Source organism: Bacillus vallismortis, assembly GCF_040784915.1.
GTDB classification, from domain to species: domain Bacteria; phylum Bacillota; class Bacilli; order Bacillales; family Bacillaceae; genus Bacillus; species Bacillus subtilis_G.
This window is the reverse complement of sequence record NZ_CP160797.1, coordinates 2,977,260-3,001,705: the sequence shown is the minus strand read 5'-3', so window position 1 is coordinate 3,001,705 and position 24,446 is coordinate 2,977,260. Positions and strand designations below refer to the sequence as shown.

The window sequence follows — 24,446 nt, the reverse complement described above, 5'->3', positions numbered from 1 at the left end:
AAATCTTTCTGAATAAATAAAACACCCTGACAGATTAAGGTTAACAGCAAGGGGGCTCATTATGGAGTTTGTCATTGGATTATTAATTGTACTGCTTGCCCTGTTTGCGGCAGGCTACTTTTTCAGGAAAAAAATCTACGCTGATATTGACCGGCTGGAATCGTGGAAGATTGAAATTCTGAACCGGTCGATTGTGGAAGAAATGTCCAAAATTAAACATTTAAAAATGACGGGTCAGACAGAAGAGTTCTTTGAAAAGTGGCGTGAAGAATGGGATGAGATTGTCACAGCTCACATGCCGAAAGTTGAAGAGCTCCTTTATGATGCTGAGGAAAATGCAGACAAATACCGATTTAAAAAGGCCAATCAAGTGCTCGTTCATATCGACGACCTGCTTACCGCGGCGGAATCAAATATTGAAAAGATTCTGCGGGAAATCAGCGACCTTGTCACAAGTGAGGAAAAGAGCCGCGAAGAGATTGAACAGGTGAGAGAGCGCTATTCAAAATCGCGAAAAAACCTGTTGGCTTACAGCCACCTTTACGGGGAGCTTTATGACAGTCTTGAAAAGGATCTTGACGAAATTTGGAGCGGAATCAAACAATATGAAGAAGAAACAGAAGGCGGAAACTATATTACCGCACGAAAAGTGCTGCTTGAGCAGGACCGCAATCTTGAACGGCTTCAGTCATATATAGATGACGTGCCGAAGCTGCTGGCTGACTGCAAGCAGACGGTGCCCGGCCAGATTGCAAAGCTCAAGGACGGCTATCGCGAAATGAAAGAGAAAGGGTATAAGCTTGAGCATATCCAGCTTGATAAGGAATTAGAAAATCTGTCAAATCAGTTGAAACGGGCGGAGCATGTCTTGATGACTGAGCTGGATATCGATGAAGCGTCCGCGATCCTGCAGCTCATAGACGAAAATATTCAATCTGTGTACCAGCAGCTGGAAGGTGAAGTCGATGCCGGCCAATCTGTGCTAAGCAAAATGCCTGAATTGATCATTGCTTATGACAAGCTGAAAGAGGATGAAGAGCATACAAAGGCGGAAACTGAGCTGGTGAAGGAAAGCTACAGACTGACAGCCGGCGAGCTCGGCAAACAGCAGGCTTTTGAAAAGCGCCTTGATGAAATTGGCAAGCTGCTCTCCTCGGTTAAAGATAAGCTCGATGCAGAGCATGTCGCCTACTCACTCTTAGTAGAAGAAGTTGCTTCAATAGAGAAGCAGATTGAAGAAGTGAAAAAAGAGCATGCTGAATACCGTGAAAAGCTGCAAGCGCTGAGAAAAGAAGAGCTTCAAGCGAGAGAGACGCTCAGCAATTTGAAAAAAACAATTTCTGAGACAGCAAGACTGCTGAAGACAAGCAATATTCCAGGCATTCCGAGTCATATTCAAGAAATGCTGGAAAACGCGCATCATCACATTCAAGAAACAGTCAACCAACTAAACGATCTTCCATTAAATATGGAAGAAGCCGGAGCCCATTTGAAGCAAGCAGAAGAGATCGTCAACAGGGCAAGCCGGGAATCAGAGGAACTTGTCGAGCAGGTCATCCTCATTGAAAAAATCATTCAGTTTGGAAACCGGTTCAGAAGCCAGAATCATATTTTATCTGAACAGCTGAAAGAAGCGGAAAGACGTTTTTATGAATTTGATTACAGTGAAGCGTATGAAATTGCAGCATCCGCGGTTGAAAAAGCGGCTCCGGGTGCTGTTCAAAAAATAGAATCACAAAAGATTAAAGAGCATCAATATCAATAAAGTGTATACAAAAGGCCGAAGCATAAGTGCTTGGCCTTTTGTATTGAGAATATAAAAAAGCCTTTTTGGATTTAGATCCAAAAAGGCTTTTCGTTTTCACTAGTTGATATCAGCTGGTTTTTTATTCGAACTGATAAGAGAAATGAGATAACCGGCAATGCCTCCAATGATAGCAGGGATGACCCAGCCGAATCCTAAGCTGTAAAGCGGCAGCGTATTGCTGAGAACTTTATTTAAAGAACCAAGCGGAATGCTTGCGGCATTCAGGCCGTCGATAATACTGAAAATACCAGTGGCGATTAAACAAAGAGTATATACTTCACGTCTGCCTTTAAATAATTTTTCAATAAACGAAAGCAAAATGATAACAATTGCTAATGGATAAATAGCTGATAAAATAGGAACTGAGAATAAAATGATATTTGACAGCCCAAAGTTAGAAATAATAAAGCTGAACACAGTGACAATTGATACAACTGTTTTATAAGATAAAGAAGGAATCAGCTTTGAGAAATAATTTCCGCATGAAGAGACAAGGCCGATGCTTGTTGTCAAGCACGCGAATAGGATAGCGACACCTAAAATGATATTTCCCAAAGACCCGAACAGGTGCTGCGATGATGCTGATAAAATTTTGCTTCCCGCACCAAGCAGACCGATAGATTCTGTGCTTGTTGCCCCTAAATATGCGAGTGAAACGTAAACAAGACCGAGTCCTGCTGCTGCAACAAGTCCCGCTTTAATACATACGGAAGCAACTGATTTACGATTGGTGATGCCTCTGTCCTTAACGGCATTAACAACGACAATTCCGAACACGATAGAAGCAAGTGCATCCATTGTTTTATAGCCTTCTAAAAATCCTTTAAACAATGATCCGGAAACATACGCTTCATGCGGTGACTGAATGTCCCCCATCGGCGTCACGATGCTTTTGATGACTAAAATAGCGATAACAGCAAGTAAAATAGGTGTTAATACCTTTCCGATCCGGTCAACAAGCTTTGTAGGGTTTAAAGCTAGGTAGTACGTAATAGCAAAGAAAATGAGCGTAAACAGAAGAAGTGTGAGCCATGACGGCATGCCGTCTACAAAAGGCACAGCCGCAATTTCATAAGAAACAGTGCCTGTTCGCGGAATCGCAAAAAGCGGTCCAATTGTTAAATAAAGAACAACTGTAAAAATAGTTCCAAAGACCGGATGTGCTTTATCAGCAAGGCCTTTGGCATCCGTACCTGTTAATGCAACAGCGACAACACCTAAAAGCGGCAGGCCGACACCCGTCACGAGAAATCCTGCCATCGCTTTCCAAACATTTTCGCCGGCCGCTTGTCCAAGTTCCGGCGGAAATATCATATTTCCTGCGCCAAAGAACAAAGCGAAGAGCATAAGCCCGATGGCGATCGTTTCCTTGGCTGATAGTGTTGATTTCATAACGTATAAATCCTCCTAATTTCACTATGGTAGAATATTCTGTCAATTAATTGTCAGATAATATGACGAAAGTAACAAATTTAATTATAGGTGAATGTATGAAGAAGTCAATAGTAATTTTATTTACTTTTTCAGCACTAATTTGTTATGGTAACATATAAAATTAGTTTTGTATCGCTTTCATATTAAAGGAGTAAAAAGATGTTATATTTAGACAATAGTTCAACGACTAAACCTTACGATGAAGTCTTGAATACATATGAACAAACAAGCAGACGATATTTTGGAAATCCTTCATCTTTGCACCGGTATGGAGCTGAAACGGAACAGCTGCTTCAGGCAGCTAAACATCAGATAAAAAGGGCCTTAGGTCTAAAGAATTATGATATTGTATTTGCGTCAGGCGCTACAGAAGCTAATAATTTGGCTTTAAAAGGAGCCGCTTTGTCAAAAATAAAAGCAGGCAAACATATCATTGCCACTTCTATCGAGCATCCGTCTGTGGCGGAATCGTTAGAACAGCTGACAGAGTTATTCGGATTTGACGTCACTTATCTTTCGGTGAATGAAGACGGATTTGTTTCAATTGAAGAACTGAAACAAGCCATCCGCCCGGATACCGTGCTTGTCAGCATGATGCATGTGAACAATGAAGTCGGTTCCGTGCAGCCGATTGAAAAGGCGGGGGAAGTGCTGAAAGAGCACCCGAACATTTTGTTCCACGTCGATTATGTGCAGGGCATCTATAAAGTGCCTTTGGCTATTGAAAAGGCCGGCATTGATCTTTGTTCGATTTCCGGGCATAAATTTCACGGCCTGAAGGGGACAGGCGCGCTTATCGTAAAAGAAGGGACACGCCTTATTCCGTTGATAACGGGTGGCTCTCAGCAAAAAGGCATTCGGGCCGGGACGGAACATATTGCGGGTGCGGTTTCGCTTGCCAAAGCCATTAATCTTGCGGCTGCCGATTTTGAAACGCGGCTTGACACGATGGCTGCCGCAAAAGAATGGTTGATGAAAAAGCTGAGTGAAACTGAAGGCGTCGTTGTCAACACGCCGCAAATAGATAGTGCGCCGCACATTATTAATTTCTCGGTTCCTGGGATTAAAGCAGAGGTGCTTTTACACATGCTCGAGGAACAGGATATATTCGTCTCAACAACATCGGCCTGCTCAGCAAAAGAACATAAGCCCAGCAAAGTTCTCTTACAGATGGGCAAGGGAGAGCAAATTGCCGGAAGCAGCATCAGAATCAGCTTAAACTACAGCCAGACAAGCGATGTGGCAGAACCGTTTATGAACGCGCTTCGTCCCGGCATCAAAAAATTAAAGAAAATGATGAGGTAGAACATGAATTACGATCATATATTAATTCGTTTTGGGGAAATATCAACCAAAGGCAAAAACAGAAAAAGCTTTATTGAGCGCTTAAAGCAAAACGTCAGACTCGTTTTGAAAGACTATCCGAACTTAAAATACTTTTCCAATCGTGACCGCATGACGATTACATTAAATGGAGAAGATCCGGAGGCTCTTTTTCCTCTTTTAAAGCAGGTGTTTGGCATTCAAAGCTTCAGCCTGGCGATTAAGTGTGACAGCCGCCTTGATGATATTAAGGCAACTGCTCTCCATGCTATTAAGGATCAGTATCAGCCTGGTGATACGTTTAAAGTCGCGACGAAGAGAGCGTATAAACAATTTGAGTTAGATACAAACCAAATGAACGCTGAAATCGGCGGCCACATTTTGAGAAATACAGAAGGATTGACGGTCGATGTCCGCAACCCTGACATCCCGCTCAGAATCGAGATCAGAGAGGAAGCGACCTTTTTGACGATTCGCGATGAAAAAGGTGCAGGCGGCCTGCCAGTCGGTTCAGCAGGCAAAGCAATGCTGATGCTTTCCGGCGGTTTTGACAGTCCTGTGGCGGGTTTTTATGCGATGAAACGGGGACTGTCGGTAGAAGCTGTTCATTTCTTCAGCCCGCCATATACAAGCGAGCGCGCAAAACAAAAGGTAATGGATCTGGCAAAATGCCTGTCCCGCTTTGGAGGAAGCATGACGCTTCATATCGTTCCGTTTACAAAAACGCAAGAGCTCATCCAAAAACAAATTCCTGAGAACTACACAATGACGGCAACCCGCCGCCTCATGCTTCAAATTGCCGACAGAATCCGAGAAAAGAGAAACGGACTTGCCATCATTACAGGAGAAAGCCTCGGTCAGGTAGCGAGCCAAACGCTTGAAAGCATGTATGCGATAAACGCGGTGACATCAACACCGATTTTGCGTCCGTTGATCGGCATGGATAAAACAGACATCATCGAAAAATCACGGGAAATCGGCACATATGAGACAAGCATTCAGCCGTTTGAAGACTGCTGCACGATCTTTACGCCGCCAAGCCCGAAAACACGTCCTAAAAAAGAAAAAATTGAACACTATGAAAGCTTTGTTGATTTTGAGCCGTATATCCAAGAAGCGGTTGAAAACATTGAGACAATGACGCTGTATAGCGAACAAGAAGCAAACGATAAATTCGCGGAACTCTTTTAACCAGCTGCAGCTCCTGTCTGTAATTACCAAAGTTTTTCTGTATGAAGCCATGTGTTTTAACACATTCTATACTCACAAGGAGGTGAGACACATGGCACAAAACAGTCAAAACGGTAACAGCAGTAACCAACTCCTAGTACCAGGAGCTGCTCAAGCCATCGACCAAATGAAATTAGAAATCGCTTCTGAATTCGGTGTAAACCTTGGAGCAGACACAACTTCTCGCGCTAACGGTTCTGTTGGAGGAGAGATCACAAAACGTCTTGTTTCTTTTGCTCAACAAAACATGGGCGGAGGACAATTCTAATTTACAATTTCACATAATGGCTTAGGAGTGGGGGAAAACCCCACTCTTTTTCGTTTTTATATATATAAAAGGACCAGCGACCTATAAAAACATATGTTTATCGAGCTGGTTTTTAGGCAAATCCTTACGGGAAGAGCTTGTATTTATGTATAATGGGAGGAGAAAGTGAGGAGTTGTTCGTGTTAAAACGAGAAGATTTAATTGCCCCTATGCAATATAATTTAGTAAATGAAATTGAAAAATTCAGTGCCGCTGGACAAAAAACCGCTCTTCTATGGGAGGATGAGTCTGGCAAGCAAGAGTCTTGGTCATATGAAAAGCTGATGGAAGAAACAAATAAAATCGGAGCGGCTTTGGCTGATCTTGGATTTAAAAAAGGCGACAAGCTGATTGTAATGGTTCCGCGGGTGCTTGAAGCATATGCGGTTTATCTGGCTATCCTGAAATCAGGCATGGTTGTCATTCCGTGCTCCGAAATGCTTCGTGCGAAAGATCTTGAATACCGGATTGAACATGCAGAAGTGAAAGGCGCTATTGTCTATTCTGCGTTTATCGGCGCCTTCCGTGATGTCAGTACGGCTGACAAACTGATTAAGCTGTCTATTGGCGAAAACGATGCCGGCTGGAAGAATCTCTTATCAATTGAAGCGGACGGAAGCAGATTCCAAACAGCTGACACAACAAGAGAAGATATGGCCTTCTTATCTTACACTTCCGGAACAACAGGTCAGCCTAAAGGTGTTGTACATACGCACGGTTGGGCATTTGCTCATTTAAAAACATCGGCTGGCGCTTGGCTTGATATTTCTGAAAAGGATACCGTCTGGGCAACTGCTGCACCAGGCTGGCAAAAGTGGGTATGGAGCCCGTTTTTAGCTGTGCTAGGCAGCGGAGCAACGGGTTTTGTGTACCACGGCAGATTCAAAGCAGAAACATATCTAGAACTTTTAAGCCGCTACAAAATCAATGTCTTCTGCTGTACGCCGACGGAATACCGCTTAATGGCGAAGGTTGAAGGCTTGGACCGCTATGATCTTTCCGCCCTGCACAGCGCCGTTTCCGCAGGCGAACCGCTTAACCGTGAAGTCATTGATGTTTTTCAAAAGCACTTCGGCATTAAGGTGAGGGACGGATATGGCCAAACAGAAAGCACGCTTTTAGTCGGTGTCTTAAAAGACATGGATATTAAACCAGGAAGCATGGGAAAACCGACACCGGGAAATCAGGTGGAGATCATTAATGAAGACGGTGAAATCTGTAAAACTGGTGAGGTTGGCGATATCGCTGTCCACCTCAGCACGCCGGCGCTCTTTAAAGAATATTACAAAGACCCGGAAAGAATGAAAACACAAATTCGCGGCGATTATTTCCTAACAGGAGACAGAGCAAAAAAAGATGAAGAAGGTTACTTTTGGTTTGAAAGCCGAAACGACGATATCATTATCAGCTCCGGCTACACGATCGGGCCCTTTGAAGTGGAAGACGCGCTCGTTAAGCACCCCGAAGTAAAAGAATGTGCTGTTGTCGCAAGCCCTGATGAAATCAGAGGTTCCATCGTTAAGGCATATGTTGTCCTGCAGAATCACGAAAAACGCAGTGATGAGCTTGTCAAAGTCCTGCAAAATCATGTGAAGACCATTACCGCTCCGTACAAATATCCTAGAGAAATTGAATTTGTGGAAAGCCTGCCGAAAACGGCTTCTGCAAAAATCAGACGAGTGGAATTAAGAAAACGTGAAGAACAGCTCAAAGCTAATAAAAAGGCGTAAAGAAAGAGAGTGGACGTGAAGTGAAGGCGATATGGCACGGCGGTTTCATTTATACGATGCTCGAAGAAGGCGATCGGACAGAGGCGGTTTATGTTGAGGATGGTGTCATAAAAGGCACCGGCAGCTATGAGCGCCTGAAGAAAAAATACGGGTCCCCGGACACAGAAGAAATCAGCCTGAACGGGGCAGTGATGTTTCCCGGATTTGTCGACAGCCATTTACACTTGATCGGCCACGGCGAGAAACAGCTTCAGCTCGATCTGTCTGCGCTGACGTCGAAAGAAGCTGTTTTACAGGCTGTCAAGGAAAGAGAGCGTCAGTATCCTGAAGGCGATTGGCTCGTTGGAGAAGGCTGGAATGAAAATCAATTTGAGACACCGGACTATTTGACCAAGCATGATCTTGATCGTTTATTTCCGGACAGGCCCGTCTTGCTTAAGCGGGTATGCCGGCATGCGATAACTGTTAATTCTGCGGCTCTTCAAGCGGCGGGGATTTCAAGAAACACTTCTGACCCTGACGGCGGAGTCATCGTAAAAGATGCAAATGGAGAGCCGACCGGGCTTCTGTTTGATAAGGCGCAGAATCTGATTCTGAAGGCTGTCCCGCCAGTCTCCCAGCACTATGTTGATGAGGCGCTCACAGCTGCGATAGAGGATTGCTGGACAAAAGGCCTGACGGGCGGACATTCGGAAGACTTGTCCTATTATGGTGATGTTTCGGTGCCGATGAAAGCTTATGAGAAAACTGCCGCTAGCGGAAAGTATCCGTTTCGCTGTCATTTGCTCGTTCATCATGAAGCGGTCGATCGATGGGAGCAGCTGGAGAAGCCGTCGGGCCCGTATGTGGAATTCGGTGCCATGAAAATATTTGCTGACGGGGCGCTTGGCGGGAGAACGGCTTTATTGAAAGAACCATATCACGACGATCCATCCACTAATGGTGTTCAGGTTCATGATGATGAAACCCTTGGCCGGCTTATTCGAAAAGCGAGAGAAAAAGGCATGGAGGTTGCCGTTCATGCGATCGGCGATCTTGCGTTTGAAAAAGTGCTGAACGCAATTGAAAAGCATCCGCCCCGAAGCGGCCGGCATGATCGGCTGATTCATGCTCAAGTGCTCAATGACGAATTAATTGAAAAAGCGGCACGCATGCCGATCGCAATTGATATTCAGCCTCATTTCGTCACCAGTGATTTTCCTTGGGTCATTGACCGTCTCGGAAAAGGCAGGATGAAAACTGCCTTTGCATGGAAAACGCTGATGTCCAAAGGCATTTTATGCGCGGGCGGCTCAGACGCCCCGATTGAGCCTGCTGACCCGCTTCTTGGCATCCAGTCCGCGGTGCTCCGAAAAAGCACCCATGAACAGAACGGGCCAAGCTATAATGAAAACGAATGTTTGACGGTGTATGAAGCGATTGAGCTCTATACAGAAGGAAGCGCCGGGATCATTTATAAAGACAATTCACGCGGAAAAATTGCCGAGGGCTATGACGCGGATTTTACGGTTCTCAGCGATGATCCATTTGCAATTGACCCTGCACAGCTTCATCTTTTGGACATTAAAAAAACCGTGATCAACGGCCAGATTGTATATGAGAAGTCATAAAAGGACAGGCGGGCAGCCTGTCCTTTTCATTTTCTATAAAAAAGTACGCTTCACTTTCTCCCAAAATGAATTGTCCTTTAGTTTGACTGTTTTGATTTTTTTGTCAGACAGTTTGATTTCGATTGTTTTCACGTTTCTTGTACTGAGTGCTTCATTGTCCAAACCGATGATCGGGTGCTCATTGCCGTCTTGCATTACACGAAGGGTCAGCTTTCGGTCAGAGCTGAGGACAAATGGCGAGCCGAGTGTCCGATAGGTGTTATTGTTAAGGGATGCAAGCTCAGATACCTGTATGCATGGAAGCAACGGGTCAACAACTGCTCCTGCGACAGACTTGTTATATGCGGTGCTGCCTGTCGGGGTTGAGATGATCATTCCGTCTCCTCTAAACGTTTCAAAGTGCAGATCATCAATCAGCACGTCCATCACAAAGGTTTTAATAATGCTTGAACGGATGGAAACCTCGTTTAAGCAGTGAAAAGGGCTGGCGTTATCCACTGTCACTTCAATCAGCGGATATTTTCTGACTTCTATTTGTTCAAACGTCATTGCATCGACCATTTTCCCTTGATCATCACTATGAAAGTCGCAATATAAATGAGCTTTCCCCTTTTTGGTAATGCCGACGTACAAGCAATCGTCACGGAAATTCGTTTTTCTGACTGCTTGCAAAAATGTGCCGTCTCCGCCAATGCTTGCGATAATATTGGCGTCTGAGGGCTGATTCACAACCGTAAATCCATGTTCTTCAGCCAATTGTGTTAACGTGCTGGCTTGTTCGTTTGTTTTCTGGTCCTGTTTGTGAAAAAAATAAACATTACGGCGTTGATCGGTCATATCCCATTTCCCCTTTAGCTGTCATATTTAAGTTTTTCTGTCATTTAGTATTTGTGATAAAATACCTTTGGCCATAAGTGTACCACGTTTGGCGGCAGCCCGTTAAGCCAGAGCTTTCTCATTAATTGAAACATTTTTGATATTGAATCGTATTATGAGAGAGTTTGGGAAAAAGGAGGAGAAAAAAATGAATGCAAAAAGATGGATCGCATTAGTGATTGCCCTGGGGATTTTCGGCGTTTCCATCATCGTCAGTATCTCAATGAGTTTCTTTGAAAGCGTCAAAAGCGCTCAAACGGATCTCTCATCACTGACGGATGAATCGCAGGAAAAGACGCTGGAAAACGGCAGTCTCTCAAGTAAAATTGCCGTATTGGAGGTCAGCGGCACCATTCAGGATAATGGGGATTCAAGCAGTCTGCTGGGATCAGGCGGATATAACCACAGAACGTTCTTAAAAAACCTTGAGCGTGCAAAAGATGACAAGACAGTTAAAGGCATCGTTCTGAAAGTGAATTCTCCGGGCGGCGGAGTATATGAAAGTGCTGAAATACATAAGAAGCTGGAAGAGATCAAGAAAGAAACAAAAAAACCGATTTACGTGTCAATGGGATCGATGGCAGCATCTGGCGGCTATTACATCTCGACGGCGGCTGATAAGATTTTTGCGACCCCGGAAACCTTAACTGGGTCACTCGGCGTCATTATGGAAAGTGTTAATTATTCAAAGCTTGCTGATAAGCTCGGAATTTCTTTTGAAACGATTAAGAGCGGGGCCCATAAGGATATTATGTCTCCTTCCCGTGAGATGACGAAAGAAGAAAAGAACATTATGCAATCTATGGTTGATAATTCATATGAAGGATTTGTTGATGTCATTTCTGAAGGCCGCGGCATGTCGAAAGCGGAGGTAAAGAAAATTGCGGACGGACGTGTGTATGACGGACGGCAGGCGAAAAAACTGAAGCTCGTTGATGAACTTGGTTTTTATGACGATACCATTTCAGCGATGAAAAAGGATCATAAGGATTTAAAAAACGCCTCTGTCATTTCTTACGAGGAAAGCTTGGGATTAGGCTCGCTGTTTTCCATGGGCGCCAACAAAATGTTTAAGAGTGAAATCGATTTTCTTAATATGAGAGAAATTCTTTCACAATCCGGTTCGCCGAGAATGATGTATCTCTATGCGAAGTAGGAGGGATCAATAATGGATGTGACATATGAAGAGTTTGAGCGCAATGACATCAAAGGCCCGCAAGAAGCGGAGCAGCTGACACATGCTTATGCGGGCTTTTGGGTTCGTTTCTGGGCTTTCCTGCTTGATTGGCTCGTTGTATGGGGATTAAACCATTTACTTGTTTCTCCCCTCTTTACCGTATTGGATCTGCCGAAAACATCCGGCATGTTTACCTTCTCGGCTTACAGTGTGACTACGCTTGTAGTGTTTCTTGCCTATTTTGCCCTGCTGACAAAGTTCTTCAGGCAGACGCTTGGAAAAATGGTGTTCGGCCTCAAAGTGGTTTCTGTGAAACCGGACCATAAGCTGACATGGAGTACAGTGATTTTTCGTGAAGTAGTCGGAAGGTATATTGATAAGATTTGGATTTTATATATCGTCGTTGCTTTTTCACCTACAAAACAGGGGATTCATGACTACATCGCGGACACGACTGTGGTGCATGAAAAACTATATCGCAAATAACCGATAAACCCGGACCTCGTCCGGGTTTATTTTTTTCTGGATTGGCGATAATGCTCCTAGAGGAAGTGAAGAATATGATATATGTGCTGACAGCCATTCTTATTCTTATAGGTATCGTGCTGCTTCTCAGAATGAAAGTACATGTTGCGGTCGAGTATCTTCATGCCGAGGATAACGACAAACTGACCTTGAAGATTACGACGCTGTTTGGCCTGATCCGGGTCAAAAAATCAATCCCGGCCATTAAGGTGAACAAAGCTGACGGAACAGTTGACATCAAACAAAAATCAAAATCCAAAGTGAAAGAAAGCAGCGGCAAGCAAAAAATCACATTTGATGATGTGCAGCAAAGTATCCATAAAATCGAAATGCTTCTGCACCAGGTCAAAAATTTACGGAAAATCAACGCGACTTTTCTGGCGCATTTACATATCACAAAACTCGAATGGGTTACAATCGTGGGAATTCATGACGCAGCAGTAACAGGCGTGTTAACAGGTGCTGTATGGGGTGTGAAAGGCGGTATCGCTGCGATGCTGTATGAGCATCTGGATTTTGTGGAGAAACCCGTCTATGAAGTGATTCCGTCGTTTCAAGTCCCTGTCTCCAAGACTCATTTTCAGTGTATATTCTTTTTTCGCTTTGGACATGCTATGCTTGCAGCTTTCAAATTCGTCAAATACGGACGGGAGTTATCCGCATTAAAGAAGAATCCGTCGTCTCGAATGACTTCAAAGAATGATTCATCAGTTTAAGGAGGAAGCGTATATGGCAGACCATCCCATTCAAGGTTTAATGAAAACCGCAATGGAAAACTTGAAGGAAATGATTGATGTTAACACCATCATCGGAGACCCGGTGGAGACGCCGGATGGAAGCGTGATTTTAACGGTCTCTAAAGTTGGATTCGGATTCGCTGCAGGCGGAAGTGAGTTTGGCGGTAAGCCGGCAGAAAAGAAATCCGGAGACGATGAGACAAGAGAACAAAAACTCCCTTTCGGAGGCGGAAGCGGAGGCGGTGTGTCCATTACACCGATCGCGTTTTTAATTGTCGGATCGACCGGCATCAGAATGCTTCATTTAGATGAAAACACTCATTTGATCGAGAAAATTTTAGACGCAGCTCCTCAAACACTAGAGCGCATCCAGCAAATGTTTAAGAAAAACAACAAGAACCAAGGTCAAGGCCAAAACCAAAACCAAAACCAAAATCAAATGAATAATATGAACAATATGAATTATTAAATAAGGGTTAACTGCGGCCGCCGCAGTTAACTTTTTTTTGGCATAAACTTTGCAGTTTGCAGGAAACTTTACTATGATAGAGACATACATACAAAAGGGAGGAATTATAATGGCTGAAATTACATTTAAAGGCGGTCCGGTTACACTTGTCGGACAAGAAGTGAAAGTAGGGGATCAAGCTCCTGATTTCACAGTGCTGACTAACAGCCTTGAAGAAAAATCGTTAGCTGATATGAAAGGAAAGGTAACGATTATTTCTGTTATCCCTTCAATTGACACAGGTGTTTGTGATGCGCAAACACGCCGTTTTAACGAAGAAGCAGCAAAGCTTGGAGATGTCAACGTCTACACAATCAGTGCAGACCTTCCATTTGCACAAGCTCGCTGGTGCGGCGCTAACGGAATTGACAAAGTAGAAACGCTGTCTGACCACAGAGACATGTCATTTGGCGAAGCGTTCGGTGTGTATATTAAAGAACTTCGTCTGCTTGCGCGTTCCGTATTTGTCCTTGATGAGAATGGAAAAGTCGTTTACGCAGAATATGTAAGTGAAGCAACAAACCACCCGAACTATGAAGAGCCAATCGAGGCTGCTAAGGCATTAGTGAAGTAAGCAGGGAAGAAGCTCCAGGCTGCCGCCGGAGCTTTTTTTATGGCAAGGAGGAACACATATGCAAAAAGACCATGTGGGCGCGGTGTACGAGCTGTTAGACGAAGCCGCGATCATCATAAAGAATGAATTGCAAATTTCATATATAGAGGCGCTGGCTGAAGCGGGAGAAATGTATTTTCTTGAAAAAACGAATCAGCTGAAACTGTCTGATGAGAAAACCGAACAGCTTCAGGCTCTGCTTGAAAAAGCGGAATTCGGCACATATGAGCACGAGTGGGTGCGCAAAGCTTTTCAGCTGTCTGTCCTGAAAGGCCTGAAAGATATCTCTCATCCGAACAGACAGATGACGCCGGACACAATTGGGCTTTTCATCAGTTATTTGGTGAATAAGTTTATGGCGGGCCAAAAGGAACTTACGGTCCTTGATCCGGCTGTCGGAACGGGAAACCTTCTGTTCACCGTGCTGAACCAGCTGTCTGAAAAAACGGCGAATAGCTTTGGCATTGAAATTGATGACGTACTGCTGAAGATCGCGTATGCCCAAGCGAACCTTTTGAAAAAAGAGCTTGAGCTGTTCCATCAGGACAGCCTTGAGCCGCTGTTTATCGATCCTGTTGACACGGTCATATGCGATCTGCCGGTCGGCTATTATCCGAATGACGAAGGAGCAGAAGCGTTTGAGCTCAAAGCGGACGAAGGTCATTCCTTCGCACATCATCTGTTTATAGAACAGAGCCTCAAACATACCAAACCGGGCGGCTATTTATTTTTTATGATCCCGAATCATTTGTTTGAGAGCTCCCAAAGCGACAAGCTGAAACAGTTTTTTAAAGAAAAGGTTCATATCAACGCCCTTTTGCAGCTGCCAAAGTCTATTTTTAAAGAAGAGGCTCATGCCAAAAGCATCCTTGTGCTCCAGAAAAAAGGAGAGGGGACGAAAACGCCGGGGCAAATTCTGCTTGCGAATCTTCCGTCTTTCACCAATCAGAAGGCGATGCTTGATATGATGGCTCAAATAGATGCGTGGGTTGGAAAAGAAAAATAGATGTCGAATAGCAGCTTAGGCGGCCGTCATACGATGGATGCCTAAGCTGTTTTTATTGTGGCACTTGATGACCGGACAGGCGAATTGAATCAAGTTTTGAAACACAAAATATAGAAGGGAAAACCGCAATATGTAAGCGTTTGTCAATTCAAAACCTATAGGTGATATGTCTGAAAATAACGACTTCTCACTGTAAGCGTTATCAATATACAAGTTGACTTGAAATGCCGACATGACAATGTTTAAATGGAAAAGTCAGATATTTTTCGGAGAAGAAGATGATATTCACCGGGAAAAAAGTACGAAAAAGAAGTTGTTGATACAGAGTATAAAGGAGCGTCAATCATGTCCAAAATTATTGCAATTAACGCAGGAAGCTCGTCTTTGAAATTTCAGCTTTTCGAAATGCCTTCAGAAACGGTTTTAACGAAGGGTTTAGTTGAACGAATTGGTATCGCCGACAGCGTATTTACGATATCTGTAAACGGCGAGAAAAATACAGAAGTAACTGATATTCCGGATCATGCGGTAGCGGTTAAAATGCTGCTGAATAAGCTAACGGAATTCGGCATTATTAAAGATTTGAATGAAATTGACGGAATCGGCCACCGTGTCGTGCACGGCGGAGAAAAATTCAGCGATTCTGTCTTATTAAGTGATGAAACCATTCAGGAAATTGAAGATATTTCTGAATTGGCACCGCTTCACAACCCGGCGAATATCGTTGGAATTAAAGCGTTCAAAGAAGTGCTTCCAAATGTTCCTGCGGTTGCTGTTTTTGATACGGCATTCCACCAAACTATGCCTGAACAGTCTTACCTGTACAGCCTGCCTTATGAATACTATGAAAAATTCGGCATCCGTAAATACGGCTTCCACGGCACTTCACATAAATATGTGACTGAGCGTGCAGCAGAGCTTCTTGGCCGTCCGTTAAAAGACTTACGCCTGATTTCCTGCCACCTTGGAAACGGCGCTAGTATTGCTGCTGTTGAAGGCGGAAAATCAATTGATACATCTATGGGCTTTACGCCGCTTGCCGGTGTGGCAATGGGTACACGCTCTGGAAACATCGACCCTGCCCTGATCCCATACATCATGGAGAAAACAGGCCAGACAGCTGACGAAGTACTGAATACATTAAACAAAAAAAGCGGACTGCTCGGCATCTCCGGTTTCTCAAGCGATCTTCGTGACATCGTTGAAGCAACGAAAGAAGGAAATGAGCGTGCGGAAACGGCCCTTGAAGTCTTCGCGAGCAGAATCCACAAATACATCGGTTCTTACGCTGCAAGAATGAGCGGTGTCGATGCGATCATCTTTACTGCCGGTATCGGTGAAAACAGTGTGGAAGTCAGAGAGCGCGTTCTTCGCGGCTTAGAATTCATGGGCGTTTACTGGGATACTGCGCTTAATAACGTACGCGGCGAGGAAGCTTTCATCAGCTATCCGCATTCTCCAGTAAAAGTCATGATCATTCCGACTGATGAAGAAGTCATGATTGCGCGCGACGTTACCCGTTTAGCAAAATAAATCGTTTTTAAAGAGCACATTCACTTGAATGTGCTTTTTTGTTCATGCATGATAATGACAGAAAAAATAAAAGAGGTGAGCTGATGAGCGTTCAAGAGCATAAACAAGAAGCGCCCGATATCGTTCGGTGCAAAGTGATCACAGTCAGTGACACGAGGACGGAAGAAACGGATAAAAGCGGCAAGCTGATGATCTCATTTTTAGAAGAAGCCGGTCATCACATTGCCGCCTATGAAATTGTAAAAGATGAAAAGGATGCTTTGCAGCGGGCTGTCCTTGCCGGTTGCATGGATGAACAGACAGACGCGGTACTCTTAAACGGAGGGACGGGCATAGCAGATCGGGACGTCACCATTGAAGCCATTTCGCCGCTGTTTTCAAAAGAACTGCCCGGCTTTGGAGAAATATTCAGAATGCTGAGTTATACAGAGGATATCGGCTCGGCCGCAATCATGTCGAGAGCGACTGCCGGCGTTATCCAGCATACAGCTGTTTTCTCAACGCCAGGCTCAAGCGGCGCGGTAAAGCTGGCAATGAAGAAGCTGATTATTCCCGAACTTGCACATGTCGTCAGAGAAATCAGAAAAGACAAGTAAATGAATAAATACTAAGAAACTTCACCTGGAAATTCAGGTGAAGTTTTTTTAATAAAAGGCTTGAAAAAACGAAAAGTACTTGTTAAAGTGTATACATACAAAATGTATTTTTATTAAATATAATTTATTTTTATACAAAAAAGAAACATGGCTGAGAGGAGATTTTTATCATGTCAGAACAGAAAAAAGTTGTATTAGCATACTCAGGAGGCCTTGATACCTCCGTTGCAATAAAATGGCTTCAGGAGCAAGGGTATAATGTGATCGCCTGCTGCCTGGACGTCGGTGAAGGCAAGGATTTGGCATTTGTTCAGCAGAAAGCGCTGGAAGTAGGCGCGACAAACTCCTACGTGATCGATGCAAAAGAAGAATTCGCACAGGACTACGCGCTTATCTCTTTGCAGGCTCATACGATGTATGAAGGAAAATATCCGCTCGTTTCCGCATTATCTCGACCGCTGATTGCGAAAAAACTGGTTGAAATCGCTGAAAAAGAAGATGCACAGGCGATTGCGCACGGATGTACAGGGAAAGGGAATGACCAGGTTCGTTTCGAGGTCTCTATTAAATCATTAAATCCTGATCTTGAAGTCATCGCGCCGGTTCGGGAATGGCAATGGTCACGTGAAGAAGAAATTGAATATGCGGCAAGCCGCGGCATTCCGATTCCGATCAATCTTGACAGCCCGTATTCTATCGACCAAAACCTATGGGGACGCGCAAACGAGTGCGGCATTTTAGAAGATCCATGGGCGGCTCCGCCTGAAGGTGCATACGATCTAACAGCTCCGCTGGAAAAAACGCCGGACACGCCGGAAGTGATTGAAATTGCGTTTGAGCAAGGCGTGCCTGTATCCATTGACGGCGTAGCCTACTCGCTTTCTGAACTGATTTTGAAGCTGAATGAAATGGCAGGCGCTCACGGTGTCGGACGTATCGACCACGTGGAAAACCGCCTTGTCGGCATTAAATCCCGTGAAGTATACGAATGCCCAGGTGCAATGACACTGATCAAAGCGCATAAAGAATTGGAAGATTTGACGCTTGTAAAAGAGGTAGCCCACTTTAAACCGATCATCGAGCAAAAAATGTCAGAAATCATTTACAACGGCTTATGGTTTTCTCCGTTAAAAGACGCGCTGCACGCTTTCTTAAAAGAAACGCAACAGCATGTCACAGGCATTGTTCGCATCAAGCTGTTTAAAGGCCATGCGATTGTAGAAGGACGCAAATCAGAATACTCTCTATATGATGAAAAACTTGCAACATATACAAAAGACGATGCGTTTGATCACCATGCGGCAATCGGGTTTATCGAGCTTTGGGGACTTCCGACAAAAGTGAACAGCATCGTGAAAAAGAAGGAGCAGATGAAAGCATGAAGAAGCTTTGGGGAGGCCGATTCCAAAAAACACCGGAAAAATGGGTCGACGAGTTCGGCGCGTCCATATCATTTGACCAAAATTTAGTGACTGAAGACATTACAGGGTCTCTCGCACATGCTGCCATGCTGAAAAAATGCGGAATCCTTACAGCGGAAGAAGAGCTGAAAATCCGTGAGGGACTAAATACCCTTCTGCAAAAAGCAGAGGAGGGGGCATTGCAATTCTCAGTCGATTATGAGGACATTCATTTGAACATTGAGAAAATGCTTATTGACGAAATCGGCCCTCTCGGAGGCAAGCTGCATACCGGAAGAAGCCGGAATGATCAGGTGGCGACTGATATGCATTTATATTTGAAAAATCATGTCGATCACATCATTGAGCTGATTGAGGCGTTCCAAAACGCGCTGATCGAAAAGGCGGAAGCGAATGTCGAAACGATTCTGCCGGGCTACACACATTTGCAGCGCGCCCAGCCGATTTCATTCGCTCACCATTTGCTTGCGTATTTCTGGATGCTGGAGCGCGACAAGGAGCGCTTTCAGGATTCAATGAAGCGGATTAACAAATCTCCGCTTGGCTGCGGAGCGCTCGCGGGAACAACCTTCCCGATCGACCGTGACTATTCAGCAGAACTGCTCGGTTTTGATTCCATCTATGAAAACAGCCTGGACGGCGTCAGCGACAGAGATTTCATTTTGGAGTTTTTAAGCAACAGCAGTACGCTGATGATGCACCTATCCCGTTTCTCTGAAGAGATCATTCTCTGGTGCTCTCAGGAGTTTAAATTCATCGAGCTTGACGATACGTACGCAACGGGAAGCAGCATGATGCCGCAAAAGAAAAACCCTGATATGGCAGAGCTGATCCGCGGCAAAACGGGACGCGTATACGGCGATATGATGGGGCTGTTTACGATCATGAAAGGCCTTCCGCTCGCTTACAACAAAGACCTACAGGAAGACAAAGAAGGCATGTTTGACACGGTGAAAACGGTCGAGGGGAGCCTGCAAATCTTCACAGGCATGATCGAAACAATGACTGTAAACAAAGAGAATATGAAGCAAGCGACAAAACAAGACTTTTCAAATGCGACAGAACTGGCCGATTATTTAGCGAAAAAAGGAATGCCGTTCAGAGAGGCGCATGAAGTGGTCGGGAAACTTGTGTACACATGCATCGAAAAAGGGATCTATTTAAGCAATATGCCGTTTGGCGATTTTCAGCAGGCGAGCCCGCTCTTTGAAGAAGATATTTACACTGTGTTAGACCCCTACCACGCAGTAGAAAAAAGAATGAGCGCCGGAGGCACCGGGTTCAAACAGGTAGAGCAGGCGCTTGGAAAAGCGAAAGCTTGCGTGGCAGCAGGCGTTTGTTAAAATTTCCTTCATAAAATCCCGTCATTATAGCCAACCTATTTCTATAATGATGGGAGGCAGGATGATGAAAAAAGAACCGGAACGCTATATTTATGATGATCAAGAAAGTCAGGAGACAACAAGGCTTATTTCAGAAGCATATCAAAGCGGTTATGTGGATATGTTTGATCAAGAGCCTTCATCTTCTGAGGAATAAGCTGTCTGTACAGGCAGCTTTTTTTGTATGTCAAAGTGTAAAAAGTGATATTGAAGGCCTTTTATAGTAAAGTAGAAGAAGAAACACTTTATTGAAAGCGGCGACGTTGCTTTGGGAGGTATTCATGTGCGACATGCTTTAATTACTGCCGGTTCGAAGGGTTTAGGCCGAAAAGTGACTGAGATGTTGCTTGCAAAGGGGTATTCAGTAACAGTCAATTACAGGCGGGATGAGGAGGCTGTCAGCCGCCTGAAGGAAGCCTGTCCTGATTGTCTTGACCGGCTGCAATTTGTAAAAGGTGATGTCACCAAAAAAGAAGATCTGCTCCGTATTGCAGAGGCTGCCTTAAACCGCTTCGGAAGGATCGACTTTTTGATTAACAACGCGGGACCATACATATTTGAACGTAAAAAGTTAGCCGATTATACTGATAATGAATGGTACGGTATGTTGGAAGGGAATTTAAGCGCCGTCTTTCATTTATTCAAAGCGGTTATTCCGACCATGAGACAACAGCAGTTCGGACGCATCATCACGTACGGATTTCAAGGTGCGGCGCACGCGCCAGGCTGGCTTCACCGATCGGCATTTGGCGCTGCGAAAGTGGGTTTGGCTTCTTTGACGAAGACCATTGCCATTGAAGAAGCCGAATTCGGCATAACCGCCAACATGGTTTGCCCGGGAGATATTGTGGGCGGTATGAAGGAAGCATCAATAGAGGAAGCCAGAAAGCGAATTGGCAAAGAAAAAACGCCGATAGGAAGATCGGGCACAGGCGAGGATATCGCCCGGATTATCGCTTTCTTGTGTGAAGAGAACTCAGACCTTGTGACAGGGACTGTCATTGAAGCCACCGGAGGCCTCAATGTCATTAATAAGAATCAATCGACATAAGTTTTTCAGTTTCTTGAAAAGGGAAAATATAAAATCAACATAATGTGACGAGGTGAAAGAAATGAAAGTGACATATCACGGACATTCTGTTATCACAGTGGAAACGAAGGATCATCATATGATATTTGACCCGTTTTTGACAGGGAATTCGTTAACGGATCTAAAGCCGGAGGATGTAAAAGCAGACGTCATCTTATTGACGCACGGACACAATGATCATGTCGGCGATACAGAACAAATTGCCAAGCAAAACAACGCGTTGGTTGTTGCTCCGAACGAGCTCGCCGTGTACTTAGGCTGGAAAGGCTTGAATGTTCATCCAATGCACATCGGCGGCTCCCGCCAGTTCGATTTTGGAAAAGTGAAGCTCACACAGGCTTTTCACGGATCAGCCATCACAGATGAAGAAAACAAAACGATCACTTACACAGGCATGCCAGCCGGTATTTTGCTGACTGTGGAAGATAGAACGATTTTCCACGCGGGCGATACGGCTCTTTTCTCTGATATGAAGCTGATTGGCGAATTGAATCATATTGACCTTGCCTTCCTGCCGATTGGCGATAACTTTACGATGGGGCCTGAAGACGCCAAGCTTGCCGCTGAATGGCTGCGGGCAAAACAGGTCGTGCCGGTTCATTACAATACATTCCCGGTTATCGAACAAGACCCTGAGGCATTCGCTGACAGCCTGCCGGGCGGAGTCGGTAAAGTCATGGCGGTCGGTGAGACGATCGAGCTTTAACCGGCTGAAAACATCTCCTGATTCATCAGGAGATGTTTTTTATTTTTCCCGCTCATTGCGTACAAATCCTCCGAGCCCTTATAATAAAAGCAGAAGACTGTCCTTAGAGGTGAAAGGCTTGGCAACGAAGCATGAACAAATTTTAACGTATATTGATTCACTCCCTGTCGGTGAAAAAATTTCTGTGCGAAGAATTGCAAAGGAAATGAAAGTAAGCGAAGGGACCGCATACAGAGCGATCAAGGAAGCAGAGAATAAAGGGTTTGTCAGCACGATTGAACGTGTGGGCACAATCCGGATTGAGCAAAAGAAAAAAGAGAATATTGAAAAGCTTACCTATGCAGAGGTTGTAAATGTCATAGACGGACAGGTGCTCGGGGGCCGGGCCGGACTCCATAAGACATTAAATAAATTTGTCATCGGCGCGATGGAGCTGGACGCGATGATGCGATACACCGCAGCGGGGAATCTTCTGATTGTCGGAAACAGAATCAACGCGCACAGACAGGCGCTTGAAGCGGGCGCGGCTGTATTGGTGACCGGGGGCTTCAACACGGATGACAGTATTGTACAGCTGGCAGATGAGCTTGAGCTGCCGATTTTATCCACGAGCTATGACACCTTTACAGTAGCCGCAATGATTAACCGGGCGATTTATGACCAGCTGATCAAAAAAGAAATCGTTCTGGTGGAGGACATTCTAACGCCAGCTGACCGTACGGTATATCTTTCGCCTAAGGATAAACTTGAAAAATGGTATGAGAAAAACTTTGAAACGGGACACGGCCGGTTCCCAGTTGTTGACGATCAGATGAAAATCCACGGCATCTTGACATCGAAAGATATTGCCGGCCATGAGCGAAACGCATCCATCGAAAAGGTCATGACCAAAAATCCCGTCACGGTTATTGGGAAAACATCTGTCGCCTCGGCGGCGCAAATGATGGTATGGGAAGGGATTGAAGTGCTTCCCGTTACTGACGGCCACCAAAAACTGATCGGCATGATCAGCCGCCAAGACGTGTTAAAAGCCCTTCAAATGATTCAAAAGCAGCCGCAGGTCGGGGAAAAGCTTGATGATATCGTTTCAAAGGGATTTAAAGATGAGGATGATGATAAAGAGGGTCAAACGGTTTACGAGTATGAAGTCACGCCGCAGATGACAAACCAGCTCGGAACAATTTCTTATGGTGTGTTTACGACCATTTTGACGCAAGCGGCAAACCGGTTTTTGCGCTCGAAAAAACGCGGTGAACTCGTAATAGAAAGCATCACCATTTTCTTTTTGAAGCCTGTGCAGATGGAATCGGTCATCGAAGTCAAACCGCGCATTTTGGAGGCCGGCAGAAAGTTTGGAAAAATGGAAGTTGAAGTGCACAGCCAAGGCCATATCGCGTCTAAAGCGATGCTGATGGTTCAGCTGATGGAAAGAAGCTAAGGGACGTTCAGGCGCCCCTTACGCGTGATCTCTTTCAGCTTCTTTGGCGTGAAGGGGATTGTAATGCCTGTAGGCTTTATAACCTGCCCAAGCGCTTCCTGCTCCTATGACGATAAAGATACCGCCGATTACTAATGTTAATACTGAATGGAATAATATCATTTGGTTGAGCCCGTAGAACAGGACCAGTGACCCTAAGGCCATGCTTGATTTTGCCGAACAGATTTCTTTTTCCAAAGCTTGCTTTGTCCGTACGCCTTTTACTTTATAGTACACATAAAAGCAGGCTGAAAGCCCAATCAAAAAAACAAGAACCAGCATAAATGAAATCCTCCATCGTAAAAGTTTACAAACCCATTCTATACAAAAACGGGCTTGGTTTTGACGTTATTTTTCTTTTCCGTCGGCAGAGAATGTGATTTAATGAATAAAAACAATAAAGGAGTATCAAATGAAAACAGAATTAATCAGAACCATATCATTATATGACACGATTATCTTACATAGACATGTGCGCCCTGATCCGGATGCTTATGGATCTCAGTGCGGGCTTACGGAAATCCTGCGTGAAACGTATCCAGAAAAAAATATTTTTGCGGTCGGCACGCCTGAACCGTCCCTCTCTTTCCTATATGCCCTTGATGAGGTGGACAATGAAACATATGAAGGCGCACTGGTCATTGTCTGCGATACGGCAAATCAGGAAAGAGTCGACGATCAGCGTTATCCTTCAGGCGCCAAACTGATGAAAATCGACCATCATCCGAACGAAGATCCATACGGTGACCTTCTCTGGGTCGATACAAGCGCCAGCTCAGTAAGTGAAATGATTTACGAGCTGTATTTAGAAGGAAAAGAGCACGGCTGGAAGCTGAATACGAAAGCGGCAGAGCTGATCTATGCCGGCATAGTCGGAGATACCGGACGCTTCTTATTTCCGAATACAACGGAAAAAACATTAAAATATGCAGGCGAGCTCATTCAGTATCCATTCTCTTCCTCAGAGTTGTTTAATCAATTGTATGAAACAAAACTGAATGTGGTGAAGCTTAACGGCTTTATCTTTCAAAATGTGTCATTGTCCGAAAACGGCGCCGCTTCAGTTTTCATCAAAAAGGATACGCTTGAAAAGTTCGGCACCACGGCTTCTGAAGCGTCACAGCTTGTCGGGACGCTCGGCAATATCTCAGGTATTCGCGCTTGGGTGTTTTTCGTAGAAGAAGATGATCAAATCAGAGTCAGATTCCGTTCGAAGGGTCCTGTCATTAACGGACTTGCCCGGAAATATAACGGCGGAGGCCATCCGCTTGCTTCAGGCGCCTCTATTTACAGCTGGGATGAAGCTGATCGGATTTTAGCTGATCTGGAAACACTATGTAAAGAACACAAGTAGAGGG

The 24,446-nt window shown here is 44.7% G+C and carries 24 protein-coding genes; 21 read left to right on the top strand and 3 right to left on the bottom strand.

The annotated features are described in order from the left end of the window. The first annotated feature begins 61 nt into the window (after positions 1-61). Entirely contained in the window at positions 62-1,765 is a 1,704-nt protein-coding gene (ezrA, locus tag ABZM97_RS14790; RefSeq protein WP_087992453.1) for a septation ring formation regulator EzrA, read from the top strand. 99 nt (positions 1,766-1,864) lie between these two features. On the opposite strand, the gene brnQ is transcribed toward ezrA, so the two are convergent. Beyond that, complete coding sequence (brnQ, locus tag ABZM97_RS14785; protein ID WP_087992452.1) at positions 1,865-3,199, bottom strand: branched-chain amino acid transport system II carrier protein; 1,335 nt, start codon at positions 3,197-3,199, stop codon at positions 1,865-1,867. A gap of 201 nt (positions 3,200-3,400) precedes the next feature. Here brnQ and ABZM97_RS14780 point away from each other — a divergent pair, with 201 nt between their 5' ends. From ABZM97_RS14780 to ABZM97_RS14760, 5 genes are all read left to right on the top strand, one after another. After that, positions 3,401-4,546 (top strand): cysteine desulfurase family protein, encoded by a 1,146-nt coding sequence (locus ABZM97_RS14780; RefSeq protein ID WP_087992451.1) that lies wholly within the window; start codon positions 3,401-3,403, stop codon positions 4,544-4,546. Between the two features lie 3 nt (positions 4,547-4,549). Beyond that, a complete protein-coding gene (thiI, locus tag ABZM97_RS14775; protein WP_202326916.1) occupies positions 4,550-5,755 on the top strand; it encodes a tRNA uracil 4-sulfurtransferase ThiI in 1,206 nt (401 codons plus the stop codon). A gap of 91 nt (positions 5,756-5,846) precedes the next feature. After that, complete coding sequence (locus ABZM97_RS14770) at positions 5,847-6,062, top strand: alpha/beta-type small acid-soluble spore protein (RefSeq protein ID WP_010329658.1); 216 nt, start codon at positions 5,847-5,849, stop codon at positions 6,060-6,062. A 179-nt stretch (positions 6,063-6,241) separates the two neighbouring features. Next, positions 6,242-7,831 (top strand): acyl--CoA ligase, encoded by a 1,590-nt coding sequence (locus ABZM97_RS14765; RefSeq protein WP_367386914.1) that lies wholly within the window; start codon positions 6,242-6,244, stop codon positions 7,829-7,831. A 20-nt stretch (positions 7,832-7,851) separates the two neighbouring features. Next, the gene (locus ABZM97_RS14760) at positions 7,852-9,441 is read left to right on the top strand and encodes an amidohydrolase (protein WP_367386913.1); all 1,590 of its coding nucleotides are present in this window, start codon (positions 7,852-7,854) and stop codon (positions 9,439-9,441) included. Between the two features lie 33 nt (positions 9,442-9,474). Here ABZM97_RS14760 and ABZM97_RS14755 read toward each other — a convergent pair whose 3' ends face one another. Then, positions 9,475-10,278: an NAD kinase gene (locus ABZM97_RS14755; RefSeq protein WP_087992447.1), complete on the bottom strand. Its 804-nt coding sequence runs from the start codon at positions 10,276-10,278 to the stop codon at positions 9,475-9,477. 187 nt (positions 10,279-10,465) lie between these two features. Between ABZM97_RS14755 and sppA the strand changes: the two genes are divergently transcribed. The 14 genes from sppA (at position 10,466) to ABZM97_RS14685 (ending at position 23,049) form a co-directional block, all read left to right on the top strand. Further along, complete coding sequence (gene sppA, locus ABZM97_RS14750) at positions 10,466-11,473, top strand: signal peptide peptidase SppA (RefSeq protein WP_087992446.1); 1,008 nt, start codon at positions 10,466-10,468, stop codon at positions 11,471-11,473. A gap of 12 nt (positions 11,474-11,485) precedes the next feature. Further along, a complete protein-coding gene (locus ABZM97_RS14745) occupies positions 11,486-11,980 on the top strand; it encodes an RDD family protein (protein WP_087992445.1) in 495 nt (164 codons plus the stop codon). 74 nt (positions 11,981-12,054) lie between these two features. After that, positions 12,055-12,735, top strand: a complete 681-nt coding sequence (locus ABZM97_RS14740) for a DUF2953 domain-containing protein (protein WP_087992444.1) — start codon at positions 12,055-12,057, stop codon at positions 12,733-12,735. A gap of 13 nt (positions 12,736-12,748) precedes the next feature. Beyond that, positions 12,749-13,225, top strand: a complete 477-nt coding sequence (gene ytfJ, locus ABZM97_RS14735) for a GerW family sporulation protein (protein WP_253268478.1) — start codon at positions 12,749-12,751, stop codon at positions 13,223-13,225. Positions 13,226-13,334: 109 nt separating this feature from the next. Further along, a complete protein-coding gene (gene tpx / locus ABZM97_RS14730; RefSeq protein ID WP_087992442.1) occupies positions 13,335-13,838 on the top strand; it encodes a thiol peroxidase in 504 nt (167 codons plus the stop codon). Between the two features lie 58 nt (positions 13,839-13,896). Further along, a complete protein-coding gene (locus tag ABZM97_RS14725) occupies positions 13,897-14,883 on the top strand; it encodes a class I SAM-dependent methyltransferase (RefSeq protein ID WP_087992441.1) in 987 nt (328 codons plus the stop codon). A gap of 345 nt (positions 14,884-15,228) precedes the next feature. Next, positions 15,229-16,416, top strand: a complete 1,188-nt coding sequence (locus ABZM97_RS14720) for an acetate kinase (RefSeq protein ID WP_087992440.1) — start codon at positions 15,229-15,231, stop codon at positions 16,414-16,416. Positions 16,417-16,499: 83 nt separating this feature from the next. Further along, positions 16,500-17,012: a molybdenum cofactor biosynthesis protein B gene (locus ABZM97_RS14715; RefSeq protein WP_087992439.1), complete on the top strand. Its 513-nt coding sequence runs from the start codon at positions 16,500-16,502 to the stop codon at positions 17,010-17,012. 170 nt (positions 17,013-17,182) lie between these two features. After that, complete coding sequence (locus tag ABZM97_RS14710; protein WP_087992438.1) at positions 17,183-18,394, top strand: argininosuccinate synthase; 1,212 nt, start codon at positions 17,183-17,185, stop codon at positions 18,392-18,394. Beyond that, positions 18,391-19,776, top strand: coding sequence for an argininosuccinate lyase (argH, locus tag ABZM97_RS14705; RefSeq protein ID WP_087992437.1), 1,386 nt, complete (start codon positions 18,391-18,393; stop codon positions 19,774-19,776). The genes ABZM97_RS14710 and argH overlap by 4 nt, the downstream gene beginning before the upstream one ends. Before the next feature lie 61 nt (positions 19,777-19,837). Beyond that, a complete protein-coding gene (locus ABZM97_RS14700; RefSeq protein WP_087992436.1) occupies positions 19,838-19,972 on the top strand; it encodes a hypothetical protein in 135 nt (44 codons plus the stop codon). A gap of 126 nt (positions 19,973-20,098) precedes the next feature. Next, on the top strand, positions 20,099-20,866 hold the full coding sequence (locus ABZM97_RS14695) for an SDR family oxidoreductase (protein WP_087992435.1): 768 nt from the start codon (positions 20,099-20,101) through the stop codon (positions 20,864-20,866). 61 nt (positions 20,867-20,927) lie between these two features. Continuing rightward, positions 20,928-21,611 carry a metal-dependent hydrolase gene (locus ABZM97_RS14690; protein WP_202326931.1) on the top strand — a complete coding sequence of 228 codons (684 nt, stop codon included), beginning with the start codon at positions 20,928-20,930 and terminating at the stop codon, positions 21,609-21,611. Between the two features lie 118 nt (positions 21,612-21,729). Beyond that, positions 21,730-23,049 (top strand): CBS domain-containing protein, encoded by a 1,320-nt coding sequence (locus ABZM97_RS14685; RefSeq protein ID WP_087992464.1) that lies wholly within the window; start codon positions 21,730-21,732, stop codon positions 23,047-23,049. Positions 23,050-23,067: 18 nt separating this feature from the next. Here the strand turns inward: ABZM97_RS14685 and ABZM97_RS14680 are convergent, their stop codons facing one another. Further along, the gene (locus ABZM97_RS14680; protein WP_087992433.1) at positions 23,068-23,370 is read right to left on the bottom strand and encodes a YtpI family protein; all 303 of its coding nucleotides are present in this window, start codon (positions 23,368-23,370) and stop codon (positions 23,068-23,070) included. Between the two features lie 130 nt (positions 23,371-23,500). On the opposite strand from ABZM97_RS14680, the gene nrnA reads away from it, so the two are divergent. Then, the gene (gene nrnA / locus ABZM97_RS14675) at positions 23,501-24,442 is read left to right on the top strand and encodes a bifunctional oligoribonuclease/PAP phosphatase NrnA (RefSeq protein ID WP_253268475.1); all 942 of its coding nucleotides are present in this window, start codon (positions 23,501-23,503) and stop codon (positions 24,440-24,442) included. The last annotated feature ends 4 nt before the right edge of the window (positions 24,443-24,446 follow it).

Excerpts from the sequence above, each read along its gene's own strand:
- ABZM97_RS14745 (WP_087992445.1), top strand. The coding sequence starts at position 11,486 with ATGGATGTGACATATGAAGAGTTTGAGCGCAATGACATCAAAGGCCCG.
- ytfJ (WP_253268478.1), top strand. The coding sequence starts at position 12,749 with ATGGCAGACCATCCCATTCAAGGTTTAATGAAAACCGCAATGGAAAAC.
- ABZM97_RS14780 (WP_087992451.1), top strand. The coding sequence starts at position 3,401 with ATGTTATATTTAGACAATAGTTCAACGACTAAACCTTACGATGAAGTC.
- ABZM97_RS14740 (WP_087992444.1), top strand. The coding sequence starts at position 12,055 with ATGATATATGTGCTGACAGCCATTCTTATTCTTATAGGTATCGTGCTG.
- argH (WP_087992437.1), top strand. The coding sequence starts at position 18,391 with ATGAAGAAGCTTTGGGGAGGCCGATTCCAAAAAACACCGGAAAAATGG.
- thiI (WP_202326916.1), top strand. The coding sequence starts at position 4,550 with ATGAATTACGATCATATATTAATTCGTTTTGGGGAAATATCAACCAAA.
- ABZM97_RS14680 (WP_087992433.1), bottom strand. The coding sequence starts at position 23,370 with ATGCTGGTTCTTGTTTTTTTGATTGGGCTTTCAGCCTGCTTTTATGTG.
- nrnA (WP_253268475.1), top strand. The coding sequence starts at position 23,501 with ATGAAAACAGAATTAATCAGAACCATATCATTATATGACACGATTATC.
- ABZM97_RS14755 (WP_087992447.1), bottom strand. The coding sequence starts at position 10,278 with ATGACCGATCAACGCCGTAATGTTTATTTTTTTCACAAACAGGACCAG.
- ABZM97_RS14690 (WP_202326931.1), top strand. The coding sequence starts at position 20,928 with ATGAAAGTGACATATCACGGACATTCTGTTATCACAGTGGAAACGAAG.
- sppA (WP_087992446.1), top strand. The coding sequence starts at position 10,466 with ATGAATGCAAAAAGATGGATCGCATTAGTGATTGCCCTGGGGATTTTC.
- tpx (WP_087992442.1), top strand. The coding sequence starts at position 13,335 with ATGGCTGAAATTACATTTAAAGGCGGTCCGGTTACACTTGTCGGACAA.
- ezrA (WP_087992453.1), top strand. The coding sequence starts at position 62 with ATGGAGTTTGTCATTGGATTATTAATTGTACTGCTTGCCCTGTTTGCG.
- ABZM97_RS14725 (WP_087992441.1), top strand. The coding sequence starts at position 13,897 with ATGCAAAAAGACCATGTGGGCGCGGTGTACGAGCTGTTAGACGAAGCC.
- ABZM97_RS14720 (WP_087992440.1), top strand. The coding sequence starts at position 15,229 with ATGTCCAAAATTATTGCAATTAACGCAGGAAGCTCGTCTTTGAAATTT.
- brnQ (WP_087992452.1), bottom strand. The coding sequence starts at position 3,199 with ATGAAATCAACACTATCAGCCAAGGAAACGATCGCCATCGGGCTTATG.
- ABZM97_RS14700 (WP_087992436.1), top strand. The coding sequence starts at position 19,838 with ATGATGAAAAAAGAACCGGAACGCTATATTTATGATGATCAAGAAAGT.
- ABZM97_RS14715 (WP_087992439.1), top strand. The coding sequence starts at position 16,500 with ATGAGCGTTCAAGAGCATAAACAAGAAGCGCCCGATATCGTTCGGTGC.
- ABZM97_RS14710 (WP_087992438.1), top strand. The coding sequence starts at position 17,183 with ATGTCAGAACAGAAAAAAGTTGTATTAGCATACTCAGGAGGCCTTGAT.
- ABZM97_RS14770 (WP_010329658.1), top strand. The coding sequence starts at position 5,847 with ATGGCACAAAACAGTCAAAACGGTAACAGCAGTAACCAACTCCTAGTA.